Consider the following 13,221-nt stretch of genomic DNA (forward strand, 5'->3'; position numbering starts at 1 on the left):
TCAGCTCCTGCGCAGTGTCGGCATGGCCACGACGCCGTCGGGAAGCGCCGGGAGTCCTGCGAATGAGCAGACCATATCGGACCAGGCCTCGACATGGGTGTCCAGGCCGCCGTCACCGGGGGTCCACGAGGCACGCAGCTCGACGGTGTTGGAGGCTTCGCGGTCGGCGAGCTCGCCGAAGCTCTCCGAGAGGATGCGGGTGGCGGTGCCCCCGGCGCGGCGATGCTGCACACCGTACTGGGAGAGTGAATCCGCCAGCCAGGTCCAGGCCACGGAGGCCAGCAGCGGGTCATTGCTCATCTCGGTATCGAGTTCGGCCCGGATGTAGATCACCACCCGTGAGGTCCCGTCCCAGGCGGCCTGACCGGCGGGATCATGCAGCAGGATGAACCGCCCGGCGGCGAGCTGCTCAGCGTCCTCGTCCGCGGGAGCCGGTGATGACGTACCCAGGCTGGAGACCGCGCCGGTGGTGCCTCCGGTGACACGCTGGCCGGGGCTGGATTCGGTGACCTCGGCACGCAGCGCGACGGCGTAGGGAGCGAGCTTGCGCGGTGCGGGGATCTCAGCGATGGCGGCTTCCGGCCGCGGGGTGGCGCGGCGGATCTCACCGAGGGCATCACGGAAGGCACCCGGGAGCTCATCGATGCTGGGGGAGCTCTCCCGGCGAGGGGCCGCAGCACGCAGCGCGCCGGTTCCGAGCGGGCCGAAGAACGTCACCTGACCAGACTATGGATCAGCGGCACCGGGCCGGTGCAGGCGCGCCGTCATCGGCCCGGTACCGAGGCGCCGTTGTGTGCCAGCGCAGGCACGCTCGGTTGGACACAGCGCGGGCTGTTGAGTCTGGGGTGTCAGATCTCAGCGATGTCCGTCAGCTGTGCTGAGCGCGCACGGTCGAGCAGATCATCGATCTGTTCATCAGTGGTCTCGAAGGAGCACATCAGACGCAGCACCTGGTGACCGTCGGGCGAATGCTCCCAGGTATGGCAGATGTACCGCGAGCGGATCGCTGCGGCGACCTCGTCGAACACCTCGACGAACACGGCGTTGACCTGCGGCTCCCGGACGGTGCGGACTCCAGGGCAGGCATCAAGCCCGGCGGCAAGACGCCGGGCCTGCCGGTTGGCGGCCTCGGCATTGCGGCGCCAGAGGTCAGTGCCGAACATACCCAGCAGCTGCGCGGAGAGGAAGCGCTGCTTCGAGGCCAGCTGCATGGAGCCCTTGCGGATATAGTCCACGCCCGGCACACGGTCCGGCTCCAGGACGACCACGGCCTCAGCTCCCAGTGCGCCGTTCTTCGTCGCACCCAGGCTGAGCACGTCGACGCCGACGTCGCGGACTGCGGTGCCGAGATCGACGTCCAGGGCGACGGCGGCGTTGGCCAGCCGCGAGCCGTCCATGTGGACGGCGAGCCCCGCGGCGTGAGCGGTCTCCGCGACAGCGGCGACCTGCTCCAGCGGGTAGACCGCACCCTGCTCTGTGGCCTGGGTGAGGGTGACGACAGTGGGTTGAGCGGCGTGGACGAAGCCCTGGTGGTGGAGCTCGGCAGTGATGTCCGCCGGTGTGAGCAGATCTGTGGGACGGGCCAGCAGCTTCAGCCCGCCGACCTTCTCCGGGGCGCCTCCCTCGTCGTGGTGGATATGCGCGGAGCGGGTGCAGATCACCGCACCCCAGCGAGGTGAGGCGGCCTGCAATGAGATGACATTGGCGCCGGTGCCGTTGAAGACTGGCAGCACTTCAGCCCGGGGCCCGAAATGACTGCGCATCACCTCGGTCAGCTCGGCGCTGACGGTGTCATCGCCGTAGGGCGCCGCAGGCCCGGAAGCATTGACGGACAGCGCCTCGAGGATCTCCTGGCTGACCCCGGCGACGTTGTCCGAGGCGAAGGCCGGATCATAGGGCGGCTTATTCGGAGAGTCAGGCATCGGGCTGTTCCTCAGCGAAACGCATGGACAGCGAGTTGATGCAGTAGCGGCGGTCCGTCGGGGTGTCGAAGCCCTCGCCGAGGAAGACGTGCCCCAAGTGGGAGTCGCAGGAGGCGCAGCGGACCTCCACTCGTTCCATCCCCAAAGAGTCATCACGCAGGTAGCGCACGCGGTCACCGGCGGCAGGCTGATAGAAGCTGGGCCAGCCGCACCGCGAGTCGAACTTCTCCCGCGAGGTGAACAGCTCCGCTCCGCAGGCCCGGCAGCTGTAGACGCCTGCGGCATGGTTGTCCCAGTATTCGCCGGTGTAGGCGCGTTCGGTGCCGCCGCGGCGCAGCACCTCGAACTCCTCGGGACTCAGCCGTTGCCTCCACTGCTCCTCGGAGAGCCGGTGGTCATCTGCCAGGGGACTCGGATCAGTCATGGCCTTCTCCTCGGGGACGGCGTCAGGCGGGGATATCTACTCTCTCACTCGAGCAGTCCGGGCTGCCAGGCATCAGGTGAGGGTTTCGCCGAGGGCCGCAAAGACGAACGGGACGAAGGACATCAGGAGAAGAACATCAGGAGAAGAACATCGGGAAGAGAGTCGAGAGAAGAGAACTGACGGCAGAGGGCCGACGGAAGAGAGTTCGGGAGAACAGGGACGGGCAGGATCCTGTGGCGGACCAGTAGGCTGGTCTCGGCCGCAGACATCGTCTGTCCTCGAGCTCGGAGGTTCCCCGATATGCCCGTGCGCCCCACTCCGGACCCCTGGTATGCCGCCCTGTGCCGCCGTGGCTGGGAGAGCGTGGCATCCGGCGCCCATGCTACCGGTGAGCTGCTCAGTGGGGCGGGGGAGAGGCTGCGCAGGAAGTTTGGCCCTGAACCTGAGCCCCGGACGCCGTGGGTCCGGGCCAGCACGCTGGGGGTCGGAGCTGGAGTCCTCGGCGGCACTGTGCTGTCTGCGATGGCAGGGTATTTCGCTCGGATGGTGGTGACACCGGTGCGGATCCACCCCGAGGATATGCCGATCCTGGCGGTGGTGCGTGGCTCAGGCGGCGATGAGATCATCCTTCCCGCGACAGAGGAGACAGTGGTCGAAGGGACTTACGGGCTGTACTTCGACGGCGGTCGCGGTTTCGCGCGGATCGGCGCGATCACCAGTTTCGAACCCCGTGATGGGACGATCTCCCGGCGGGTGGAGCGCGTCGTCGACGGCGATCTGCGCCGAGCCGTGCGCGGGCAGTGGACGTCAGTGGCGCATCGGACACCGCAGGAGGCCGGGTTCGAGGCTGAGGATATTGTGCTGCAGCTGCCGGGCGGACCGGCCCCGGCCTGGTATGTGCCCGCACGTGCTGCCGATGGCCCGCTGGCGGATTCGGCGGTGTGGGCGATCATGGTCCACGGGCGCGGGGGACGACGCACTGAGGGCATCCGGGCGCTCAACGTCGCCGATCAGCTGGGGATCGACGCGCTGCTGATCTCCTACCGCAACGACGGCGAGGCCCCGGATGCCCCTGACGGCCGCTATGGTCTCGGCGTCACCGAATGGGAGGACGTCGAGGCCGCCGTGCAGTATGCCCTCGACCATGGGGCCGAGGACGTGCTGCTCTTCGGCTGGTCCATGGGCGGGGCGATCGCGCTGCAGACCGCAGACCGCTCCCGGCTCTCTCCGGCGATCCGCGGGCTGATCCTCACCGGGCCGGTGATCGACTGGATCGATGTCCTGGCCTATCAGGCCAAGGCGAACCGGATCCCGACCCTGGTGGGTCGGCTGGGCCGCTGGTACATCAGTAACCCGGCGGGCCGCATGGTTACCGGCTTGGGTGCACCGGTGGATCTGAAGGCGATGAACTGGATCGCCCGGTCGGATCAGCTGCATGTGCGCACACTCATCCTGCACAGCGTCGATGACCATGTGGTGCCTTACGGGCCGTCTCGGGATCTGGCCCAGCGCAACGAGCTGGTCAGCTTTGCCCCGTTCACCGATGCCCGGCATATCAAGGAGCACAACTACGCACCGCAGCGTTGGGAGCGCAAAGTGCGTCAGTGGGTGACGGAGCTGTTCGGGAAGACCCCGGCCCACATGTCCGAGGATCAGCGACATCGGGGCAGTGCGGCGGGCCGCTGCTAGTCTCGATCAACGCCAGGCGTGCCGCAGGCACACCCCAAAGCGCATTGACGGATGCACGCGTCAGGCTGTGTCTATCAGCTCTCGGCGGTCTCCAGGTGGCGCCGGACATTGGCCTTCACCCGGGCGAGCATGGCGGACATCCCACGCAGCCGCAGCGGGGTGATGGCCTTCTTCAGGCCGAGACGATCGGCGACGTCGTCGGGTGTGGCCAGGATCTCCTCGTAGCTGAGCCCGCTGAGGCCTTGGTAGAGGATCGAGGCGAAGCCGCGGGTCGTCGGCGCCTCCGGCGGGGCGGCGAAGATCAGCTGCGCGGTGCGGTGGGTGTCATCGAAGTCCAGGGCGAGGAACAGCGGCGTCTGGCATTCGACGACCTGTTCCATCTCATCAAGTCGATCGGCGTATTCGGCCGGGGGCTCGGGCAGTTCACGGGAGAGTTCCAGCAGCAGCTCGAGCTTGTCGCGGTCGGAGACGGCGAGGAACTCCTCGACGATCTCTTCGAGTGCGGGCGGCATCGTCTGGGCGGTGGGGGATTCGGCAGATGTCATATCGTGATCCAGCCTAACGCGGATGGGCCGGGGAACCCGCGGAGGGTTCCCCGGCCCATCATTACGGTGCCATAGGGGCTGACCAGTGCCGCTGTGCGGCAGCGATCAGCGTGCCGGGGCCTCGCCCGGCTCTTCTCCGAGGGTGATCGGCACGCCGACCACATTGCCCCACTCGGTCCAGGAGCCGTCGTAGTTGCGCACGCTCTCATAGCCCAGCAGGTGCTTGAGCACGAACCAGGTGTGCGAGGAGCGCTCTCCGATGCGGCAGTAGGCGATGACGTCATCGGCGGTGCCCAGGCCTGCGCCGTCGCGGTAGATCGCCTCGAGCTCCTCGCGGGAGCGGAAGGTGCCGTCCTCGTTGGCCGCCTTGGCCCAGGGCACGGAGGCTGCAGTGGGGATGTGGCCGCCGCGCAGTGCGCCCTCTTCCTCGTAGCCCTCCATGTGGGTCTTCTCGCCGGTGTACTCCAGCGGGGAGCGCACATCGACCAGCGGGCGGCCGAAGTGGCCCATCACGTCCTGGAGGAAGGCGCGCTCGGCGGAGTCGTCACGGGTGACGGCGGGGTAGTCGGCCGGGGTGATGTCAGGGCGGTCCGTGGTGAACTCACGGCCCTCTTCGGCCCATTTCTGCCGGCCTCCGTCCATCAGACGGACATCCTCGTGACCGAAGAGTGTGAAGACCCACAGGGCGTAGGCGGCCCACCAGTTCGACTTATCGCCGTAGAAGACCACGGTGGTGTCCCGGGAGATCCCCTTCGAGGAGGCGAAGGCGGCGAACCCTTCGGCGTCGATGAAGTCACGGGTCACCGGGTCATTGAGCTCCGTGTGCCAGTCGACTTTGACCGCGCCGGGGATGTGGCCCGTCTCGTAGAGGAGCACATCCTCGTTGGATTCGACGAGGACCACGCCGGCGTCGTCCTTGTGTTCGGCCACCCACGCCGTGGAGACGAGCTTCTCAGGGTGGGCGTACTGGGAGAGGTCCTTCTCAGCGGACTGTCCAGAGGCAGTGAACGCAGCAGACATAGGATGACGGCCTTTCTTTTCGGTGCCGATCGTCTCAGGTACTCCACTTGGCATCGTATCGGCCAGCCGCAGGGTCCTGACACTCGTCGTCATCTGCGGACATACCGCCGGTAGAGTGTGCAGTGGCCCGCAGCTGGCCGGTTGAGACACGGTGAATTCCGCGGATCGCCCCCTCTACGCCACCCTTATATATACGTACATATATACGCCGCCCCTACACATATCGGAGATCGAGGTCTGAGATGACGTCTACCGTCGCCCCGCTGAGCAGCCGCCATCCCAAAGTCGGGGTGGGGGAGCTGTTGGAGGGTCTGCGCCCGTCCTTCCGTTTCGCCGAAGTCTCCTTCGATTCCTATATCCCGGATGACAATCACCCTTCGCAGGCAGAAGCGGTGCGACGGCTGCGTGGATTCTCCGAGTCCGTCGGAAAGTCCTCTGCCGGCGGCGGACTGCTGGGACGGCTCTTCGGCGGTCGGGGTGGAAAATCGCAGGCTCCCAGCGGGATCTACCTCGACGGCGGTTTCGGCGTGGGCAAGACCCACCTGCTGGCCTCGCTCTACCATGCTTCACCGGGGCAGCGGGCCTTCGGCACCTTCGTGGAGTACACGAACTTGGTCGGTGCGCTGTCTTTCCGCCGGACGGTGGACGTCCTCTCGGAGTATTCGCTGGTCTGCATCGATGAGTTCGAGCTCGATGATCCCGGGGACACAGTGCTGATGTCACGGCTGATGCGCGAGCTCGCCGATGCCGGGGTCAAGCTCGCGGCCACGTCCAATACGCTTCCCGGTTCTCTGGGGGACGGGCGGTTCGCCGCTCAGGACTTCAAGCGTGAGATCCAGGTGCTGGCCGATCAGTTCGAGACGGTGCGGGTCGACGGCGAGGATTACCGGCATCGCGGACTGCCTGAGGCTCCGGCGCCGATGGCCGCTGAGGAGTTGGAGGGTTTCGCGGCCGAGACCTTCCCGCAGGCGCAGATCGTGGTGGACGATTTCGAGTCCCTCACCGAGCATCTGACCCAGGTTCACCCGAGCCGGTACCGGCAGCTCATCGAAGGTGTGGACGTGCTGGTCCTCAAAGGTGTCGAGACCATCGAGGCTCAGTCGGTGGCGCTGCGGTTCGTCGTGCTGGCGGACCGGCTCTACGACCAGAACGTCATGGTGCTGGCCTCCGGACGGCCGTTCGACGAGCTGTTCACCGAGGAGATGATGTCTGGCGGTTATATGAAGAAATACCACCGGGCAGTCTCGCGGCTCACAGCTCTGGCACGCGCCGGGCAGATGGGGGAGTCGGCGTTGTGACGGCCGAGCCTCGATGACGTGCCTCGTTCACCGGTTGTTCGGCCCCGGGCGGTCCGTCGCCACGGTCTCGGCAGCGCTCACGGCGTAGAATGAATATGGGCCGCAAACCGGCGACGACGCCGAGGTCGCCGCACGGGGAAGGGGCCGTTCCGGTGTGGAGCGCGCAGCGATCACTTCTGCATGACGTGCCTCCGGCCGGAGCCAGCGCACGGGGCGTCAGGGAGGAGCAGCGATGAAGGAATCGCTCGATGAGTCATGGTTCGATGTGGAGGACACCCCGCGGGAGAACCTGCGCGAGTTCATCGATCGTCTGCGCGAAGGCGGATATCAGGTGCTGGACGGGCACACCCCTGACCCGGATCTGATCGACCCGCAGGGCAACGCCGTGGAGACCTGGCAGGAGAACTATCCGTATGACGAGCGGTTGAGCCGTGACGTCTACGAGATCGAGAAGTACCACCTGCAGGTTGAGCTGCTGAAGTTCCAGTACTGGGCGGAGGACCACGGTCTCAAGCACGTGGTGGTATTCGAGGGCCGTGACGCCGCGGGCAAGGGCGGGACGATCAAACGCTTCACCGAGCACCTCAACCCCCGCACAGCGCGCGTGGTGGCACTGAACAAGCCCTCGGACCGTGAACGGGGCCAGTGGTACTTCCAGCGCTATATCGACCATCTGCCCACGGCCGGAGAGATGGTCCTGTTCGACCGCTCCTGGTACAACCGGGCCGGCGTGGAACGTGTCATGGGGTTCTGCTCCGATGAGGAGTACGAGATCTTCATGCGCCAGGCGCCGCAGTTCGAGCAGATGCTCGTCGACGCCGGGGTGCACCTGACGAAGTTCTGGTTCTCCGTCACCCAGAAGGAACAGCGCACACGCTTCGCCATCCGGCAGATCGACCCGGTCCGGCAGTGGAAGCTCTCACCCATGGACCTGGAATCCCTGGACCGGTGGGAGGACTACACCGAGGCGAAGGAACAGATGTTCCTGCGCACAGACACCGACCACGCCCCGTGGACGACGATCAAGTCCAACGACAAGAAGCGTGCCCGGCTCAACGCCATGCGCTACTTCCTCAGTCAGTTCGAGTACGAGGGCAAGGACCACGAGGTCGTCGCCGAGCCGGACCCGCTGATCGTCCAGCGCGGACGCGAGGCCGTCGGCGATTGACGGCGCACCGGCCCGAAGATCGCCGAGGGCGGGATCGAAGCGGCTAGGGTGGAGATGCTCGCCGCCCCCTCGCATCTAGGAGACTGTATGACCGCCGATATCGGAGTGACCGGCCTGGCCGTCATGGGCGCCAATCTGGCCCGCAACCTGGCCCGCAACGGGTACACGGTGGCTTTGCACAACCGGTCGGTCGCCAAGACTGATGCGCTGCTCGAAGCCCACGGTGAGGAGGGCCGTTTCGTCCGCACCGAGACCCTGGCGGAGCTGGTCCAGGCCCTGGAGCGCCCGCGACGGGTGCTGGTCATGGTCAAGGCCGGGGCGCCGGTGGATGCGGTGATCGAGGAGTTGGTGCCGCTGCTCGATGAGGGCGACATCATCATCGACGGCGGCAACTCCTTCTTCGAAGAGACCAGGCGCCGTGAGGAGTCGCTGCGCGGAGAAGGGATCCACTTCGTCGGCGTCGGGGTCTCCGGTGGTGAAGAGGGCGCACTCAACGGGCCTTCCATCATGCCCGGCGGTTCGCAGGAGTCGTATGAGTCCCTGGGCCCGATGCTCGAGCGCATCGCCGCGGACTTCCACGGCGAGCCGTGCTGTGCCTGGATCGGCACCGACGGCGCCGGGCACTACGTGAAGATGGTGCACAACGGCATCGAATACGCCGATATGCAGGTCATCGGTGAGGCCTACGACCTCATGCGCAGTGTGGCGGGCCTGGAGCCGGCGGCCCAGGCTGAGGTGTTCCGGGAATGGAACACCACGGACCTGGCCTCCTACCTGATCGAGATCACCTCAGAGGTCCTCGAACAGGAGGACGAGATCACCGGACGGCCGCTGGTGGACGTGATCGTCGACGCCGCCGGGCAGAAGGGCACCGGACGGTGGACGGCGATCTCAGCCCTCGAGGTCGGCTCCCCGGTCACCGCCATCGCCGAGTCGGTGTTCGCGCGCTCGATCTCCTCCCAGCAGCAGCTGCGCAGCCAGACCACGCAGGTCTTCAGCTCCGGCATCGACGAACACGCACCGACTCCCGACTACGGCCCGGAGTTCGTCGAGGACGTCCGCAAGGCGCTCTATGCCTCCAAGCTCGTCGCCTACGCCCAAGGTCTCGACATGCTCGTCGCAGCCGGCGAGGAGTTCGGCTGGGATCTGGATCTGCGCTCCATCGCTTCGCTGTGGCGGGCCGGATGCATCATCCGGGCTGATCTGCTGGACACCATCATGAAGGCCTATGACGTCCCGGCCTCACGGCGTCCGCAGAATCTCTTGCTGGCCCAGGACTTCACCGAGGCGATCAACGAGTGCCTGCCCGCCTGGCGCCGGGTGGTGGCGGCGGCCGCGACCCAGGGCGTCCCTGCTCCGGTGTTCAGCTCCTCGCTGGCCTATTACGACGGGCTGCGGCGGGACCGGCTGCCTGCCGCACTGACCCAGGGGCTGCGGGACTACTTCGGAGCCCACACCTACCGCCGCATCGATCAGGAGGGGACGTTCCACACGCTGTGGTCAGCTGACCGCAGCGAAGTCCAGCAGTGACCTCCCGTGAGAGACGTTGATGGTCCGGTGCTCCCCTCCGCGGAGGGGAGCACCGGACCATCAACGTGTTCTCACCCTGTCCGTCTCGGAAGCAGGCAGAATCAGGTGCCAGCTTCCTAAGAACGGGGTGTCCGCAGACCGGCCTCAGATGAACAGAGCGGGATCGAGCGCATACTCCGCCGGATCCACCGCCGGCTTGCGCTCCTTCTCACTGCGCTCCCGAGAGTGGGCTGGAATACCGGTGAGGATCGAATCCTCCGCCGCCGACTTCACCACCACAGCATTGGCCCCGACGGCTGAACCGGAGCCGATCTCCACCGGTCCCAGGACCTTGGCGCCGGCACCGACGACCACACCGTCACCGAGGGTGGGATGCCGCTTGACGGCCTCCAGAGAACGCCCGCCCAAGGTCACGCCCTGGTAGAGCATGACGTCGTCGCCGATCTCTGCGGTCTCACCGATGACCACACCCATGCCGTGGTCGATGAAGAACCGCCGGCCGATCTGCGCACCGGGGTGGATCTCGATGCCGGTCACGGACCGCGTCACCTGAGACAGTGCCCGGGCCGCCGTCTTGAAACGCTCATGGCGCCACAGACGGTGCGCCACCCGGTGGGACCAGATGGCATGAAGCCCGGAATACACCAGCGCGATCTCGGCGTCGCTGCGCGCAGCCGGATCGTGTTCTCTGGCGGAACGGATGTCCTCAAGGACAGTGTCGCGGAGGCGTTGGAGCAGGCCCACGGGATCGTCTCCTTCGTCAGGATTCCTCAGAATCGGCAGCAGGATCGGCAGCTTGGGGGTCGTTGCGAGGGAGGCGGCGCGGACATGCCCGGACCTGGAGCCCGTGGGTCCGTGATCGATGATCAGCCGCGGATGTCTTCGTACAGCAGAGTGGAGATGTACCGCTCACCGAAGTCGCAGGCGATGGTGACGATGAGCTTGTCACGGTTCTCCTCACGGGAGGCCACCTCCAGGGCGGCCGCGACGTTCGCGCCGGTGGAGATCCCGCCGAGGATGCCCTCCTGGGTGCCCAGCTCACGGGCGGTGCTCAGCGCCTTGTCCAAGTTGGCGGTGATGACCTCGTCGTAGATCTCCTGGTCGAGGATCTCGGGAATGAAGTTCGCCCCGATGCCCTGGATCTTGTGCGGACCGGGCTTGCCGCCGGAGAGGATGGGGGAGTCCTCGGGCTCGACGGCGACGATGCGGATGTCCGAACGGTTCTCCCGCAGGCGCCGCCCGGCACCGGTGATCGTGCCGCCGGTGCCCACACCGGCGACCAGCACATCGACGGTGCCGTCGGTGGCGTCCCAGATCTCCTGACCGGTGGTGTTGTAGTGGATCGTGGTGTTGGCCTCATTGGCGAACTGGCGAGCCCAGATGGCGTTGTCAGTCTCCTCGACGATGGCCTTGGCCTTCTCCACCGCACCCCGCATCCCATCAGCGCCCGGGGTCAGCACGATCTCGGCTCCGTAGGCGCGCAGCATGACGCGACGCTCCGTGGACATCGTCTCCGGCATCGTCAGCACCACCCGGTAGCCGCGGGCGGCACCGACCATGGCCAGCGCGATGCCGGTGTTGCCCGAGGTGCCCTCGACGATGGTCCCGCCGGGGCTGAGCACACCGGCCTGCTCGGCGGCGTCGACGATGGCCGTACCGATGCGGTCCTTCACCGAGTTCGCGGGGTTGTAGAACTCCAGCTTCACCGCCACGTTGCCGGGCAGATCGGCGTCGAGCCGGTTCAGCCGCACCAGCGGGGTGCCGCCGACGGCCTGGGTGATGTTGTCGAGGATCTTCGCCATGGGGATGCTCGCCTTTCTCGGGTTCAGGTCCAGCGGCGGCTCAGTGCGCCGTGCTGGGATAGACAGGTCAGGACCAGCTTATCGGCGAGCTCAGAGGTGCTCCTCAGGCCGAAGCCACGGGGCGTAACCTCGGCGCAGAGCGGCGACCTTAGGATCGATGATCACCCGGCAGTACCCGATCTCGGGGCGCCGTGCGTGGAAGTCCTGGTGCTCGGGCTCTGCCTCGTACACCTCGCCCAACGGCTCCAGCGTGGTCGCCAGCGGCTGCTCGTAATGCGCCTGGGCGGACTGCAGACGCGCGGCGAACTCCTCACGCTCCTGTTCGTCTGTGTAGAACAGCGCGGAGCGGTACTGAGTGCCCACGTCGTACCCCTGACGGTTCACAGAGGTGGGGTCGTGGGAGGAGAGGAAGACGTCGAAGAGCACGTCAGTGGGCAGCATCTGGGGATCGTAGGTGATCTCCACCGCCTCAGCGTGGCCGGTGGTTCCGGTGCAGACCGCCTCGTAGACTGCTGGACCGCTGCCGCCGGTGTAGACGCTGCGGACGTTGGTCACGCCCCGAAGACGCCGGGCCAGTGAGTCCAGGCACCAGAAGCAGCCGGCCCCCATGACCAGGGTGCGCAGCCCGGCCCGCTCGGCCGTGCCGGGGGAGGGGCCTGCGGAAGAATGCGGTGCCGTCGAGCTCATATCCAGGGACAACTCGACGCCGGCGCTGTTCATTCCCCTCTGATACCGGAGGCTCCTGCCTTTTCAGGATGTCTCAGACTGCGCAGCAGAACTGTGCGGCGGAACTGTGCGGTGAGGAACGTGAGCCCGCCTCATGGTGTGTCTGCACACCACACTGTGCCCCAGAGACGGTAGAACGGAGGGTATGGCACAGACTCCCGAGCCCGCGGCGCCCACTCAGCGTGATGAGCACCCCCGGCAGACACCCTCCCTGCAGGATGTCCTGGACGTGGTAGAAGACCTCTGGCCGGCCGGGCTGGCCGAAGACTGGGACTCGGTCGGGCTCGTCGCCGGGCGCCGTGACGCCCCGGTGCGGAGCATCCATTTCGCCGTGGATCCGGTGCAGGCGGTGGTCGAGGAGGCCTGCACGGCGCAGGCGGACCTGCTGATCACCCACCACCCTCTGCTGCTGCGCCCGGTCCACAGTGTGGAGGCCGGGACGTTCAAGGGGGAGGTGGTGCACCGGCTCATCGAATCCGGATGCGCCCTGCTCACGGCCCATACCAACGGGGACTCCGCGGTCGGCGGGGTCAACGATGTCCTGGCGGAGATCCTCGGCCTGGAAGACGTCCGTCCCCTGCAGCAGGCGCCGGATGGCCTCGGCGAGGAAGGACTGGGGCGGATCGGCACGCTGCCGCAGGGCACCACTCTGGGTGATTTCGCGACGACAGTGTTCTCCATCCTCCCGGCGGTGGCCGGCGGTGTGCGTGTGGCCGGAGACCGGGAAGCCTTCGTCCAGCGTGTCGCGCTGTGCGGCGGAGCCGGAGACAGCCTGCTCAGCACGGCGAGGGAGGTGGAGGCAGATGTGTTCCTCACCGCGGATCTGCGTCACCACCCCGCCTCGGAGGCCCGCGAGGCGGTCCTAGACGGCCGGCCCTATCTGATCGACGTCTCCCACTTTGCCTCTGAATGGCTCTGGCTGCCCGCCGCCGCCCAGGCTTTGGACCGGGCGCTGAGCGACCGCGGCTTCACCGTCGACGTCGCCGTCTCCGGGATCAACACCGATCCCTGGGACTTCGTCATCACTCCGGGACGCTGAACTATTCCCGGGTGCTGAACCACCGCCCCACGTGAACCACCCCTGAGAGGACATATCT

General features: G+C 66.8%; 13 protein-coding genes. 5 read left to right on the forward strand and 8 right to left on the reverse strand.

All coding sequences use genetic code 11. From position 1 onward, the window contains the following. The 3 genes from RIL96_RS06045 to msrB form a co-directional block, all read right to left on the reverse strand. Positions 1–717: a DUF3000 domain-containing protein gene (locus tag RIL96_RS06045; RefSeq protein WP_310548119.1), complete on the reverse strand. Its 717-nt coding sequence runs from the start codon at positions 715–717 to the stop codon at positions 1–3. Positions 718–848: 131 nt separating this feature from the next. Next, complete coding sequence (locus RIL96_RS06050; protein WP_310548120.1) at positions 849–1,922, reverse strand: threonine aldolase family protein; 1,074 nt, start codon at positions 1,920–1,922, stop codon at positions 849–851. Further along, entirely contained in the window at positions 1,915–2,346 is a 432-nt protein-coding gene (msrB, locus tag RIL96_RS06055) for a peptide-methionine (R)-S-oxide reductase MsrB (RefSeq protein WP_310548121.1), read from the reverse strand. The genes RIL96_RS06050 and msrB overlap by 8 nt, the downstream gene beginning before the upstream one ends. A gap of 300 nt (positions 2,347–2,646) precedes the next feature. Between msrB and RIL96_RS06060 the strand changes: the two genes are divergently transcribed. Continuing rightward, on the forward strand, positions 2,647–4,035 hold the full coding sequence (locus RIL96_RS06060) for an alpha/beta hydrolase family protein (protein ID WP_310548122.1): 1,389 nt from the start codon (positions 2,647–2,649) through the stop codon (positions 4,033–4,035). Between the two features lie 74 nt (positions 4,036–4,109). On the opposite strand, the gene RIL96_RS06065 is transcribed toward RIL96_RS06060, so the two are convergent. Together RIL96_RS06065 and RIL96_RS06070 are read right to left on the reverse strand one after the other, a co-directional pair. After that, on the reverse strand, positions 4,110–4,580 hold the full coding sequence (locus RIL96_RS06065; protein WP_310548123.1) for a SufE family protein: 471 nt from the start codon (positions 4,578–4,580) through the stop codon (positions 4,110–4,112). A 105-nt stretch (positions 4,581–4,685) separates the two neighbouring features. Further along, positions 4,686–5,600 carry a sulfurtransferase gene (locus tag RIL96_RS06070; RefSeq protein WP_310548124.1) on the reverse strand — a complete coding sequence of 305 codons (915 nt, stop codon included), beginning with the start codon at positions 5,598–5,600 and terminating at the stop codon, positions 4,686–4,688. Positions 5,601–5,842: 242 nt separating this feature from the next. Between RIL96_RS06070 and zapE the strand changes: the two genes are divergently transcribed. The 3 genes from zapE to gnd all read left to right on the forward strand — a co-directional run bounded on the left by zapE (position 5,843) and on the right by gnd (position 9,596). After that, positions 5,843–6,898 carry a cell division protein ZapE gene (gene zapE, locus RIL96_RS06075; protein WP_310548125.1) on the forward strand — a complete coding sequence of 352 codons (1,056 nt, stop codon included), beginning with the start codon at positions 5,843–5,845 and terminating at the stop codon, positions 6,896–6,898. A gap of 232 nt (positions 6,899–7,130) precedes the next feature. Next, positions 7,131–8,066 carry a polyphosphate kinase 2 gene (gene ppk2 / locus RIL96_RS06080; RefSeq protein WP_310548126.1) on the forward strand — a complete coding sequence of 312 codons (936 nt, stop codon included), beginning with the start codon at positions 7,131–7,133 and terminating at the stop codon, positions 8,064–8,066. 87 nt (positions 8,067–8,153) lie between these two features. Beyond that, positions 8,154–9,596, forward strand: coding sequence for an NADP-dependent phosphogluconate dehydrogenase (gene gnd / locus RIL96_RS06085; RefSeq protein WP_310548127.1), 1,443 nt, complete (start codon positions 8,154–8,156; stop codon positions 9,594–9,596). Positions 9,597–9,740: 144 nt separating this feature from the next. Here gnd and epsC read toward each other — a convergent pair whose 3' ends face one another. The 3 genes from epsC to msrA form a co-directional block, all read right to left on the reverse strand. After that, positions 9,741–10,340 (reverse strand): serine O-acetyltransferase EpsC, encoded by a 600-nt coding sequence (gene epsC, locus RIL96_RS06090; RefSeq protein WP_310548128.1) that lies wholly within the window; start codon positions 10,338–10,340, stop codon positions 9,741–9,743. A 122-nt stretch (positions 10,341–10,462) separates the two neighbouring features. Continuing rightward, positions 10,463–11,398: a cysteine synthase A gene (gene cysK / locus RIL96_RS06095; RefSeq protein ID WP_310548129.1), complete on the reverse strand. Its 936-nt coding sequence runs from the start codon at positions 11,396–11,398 to the stop codon at positions 10,463–10,465. A gap of 90 nt (positions 11,399–11,488) precedes the next feature. Further along, positions 11,489–12,007: a peptide-methionine (S)-S-oxide reductase MsrA gene (gene msrA, locus RIL96_RS06100; RefSeq protein ID WP_310548203.1), complete on the reverse strand. Its 519-nt coding sequence runs from the start codon at positions 12,005–12,007 to the stop codon at positions 11,489–11,491. A 262-nt stretch (positions 12,008–12,269) separates the two neighbouring features. Between msrA and RIL96_RS06105 the strand changes: the two genes are divergently transcribed. Further along, entirely contained in the window at positions 12,270–13,163 is an 894-nt protein-coding gene (locus RIL96_RS06105; RefSeq protein ID WP_310548130.1) for a Nif3-like dinuclear metal center hexameric protein, read from the forward strand. The last annotated feature ends 58 nt before the right edge of the window (positions 13,164–13,221 follow it).

It is taken from the genome of Nesterenkonia aerolata (genome assembly GCF_031470965.1).
GTDB lineage: Bacteria > Actinomycetota > Actinomycetes > Actinomycetales > Micrococcaceae > Nesterenkonia > Nesterenkonia aerolata.

Coding starts and splice junctions, on each gene's coding strand:
- RIL96_RS06050 (WP_310548120.1), bottom strand. CDS start 1,922: ATGCCTGACTCTCCGAATAAGCCGCCCTATGATCCGGCCTTCGCCTCG.
- msrB (WP_310548121.1), bottom strand. CDS start 2,346: ATGACTGATCCGAGTCCCCTGGCAGATGACCACCGGCTCTCCGAGGAG.
- RIL96_RS06060 (WP_310548122.1), top strand. CDS start 2,647: ATGCCCGTGCGCCCCACTCCGGACCCCTGGTATGCCGCCCTGTGCCGC.
- RIL96_RS06065 (WP_310548123.1), bottom strand. CDS start 4,580: ATGACATCTGCCGAATCCCCCACCGCCCAGACGATGCCGCCCGCACTC.
- RIL96_RS06070 (WP_310548124.1), bottom strand. CDS start 5,600: ATGTCTGCTGCGTTCACTGCCTCTGGACAGTCCGCTGAGAAGGACCTC.
- zapE (WP_310548125.1), top strand. CDS start 5,843: ATGACGTCTACCGTCGCCCCGCTGAGCAGCCGCCATCCCAAAGTCGGG.
- ppk2 (WP_310548126.1), top strand. CDS start 7,131: ATGAAGGAATCGCTCGATGAGTCATGGTTCGATGTGGAGGACACCCCG.
- gnd (WP_310548127.1), top strand. CDS start 8,154: ATGACCGCCGATATCGGAGTGACCGGCCTGGCCGTCATGGGCGCCAAT.
- cysK (WP_310548129.1), bottom strand. CDS start 11,398: ATGGCGAAGATCCTCGACAACATCACCCAGGCCGTCGGCGGCACCCCG.
- msrA (WP_310548203.1), bottom strand. CDS start 12,007: ATGGGGGCCGGCTGCTTCTGGTGCCTGGACTCACTGGCCCGGCGTCTT.
- RIL96_RS06105 (WP_310548130.1), top strand. CDS start 12,270: ATGGCACAGACTCCCGAGCCCGCGGCGCCCACTCAGCGTGATGAGCAC.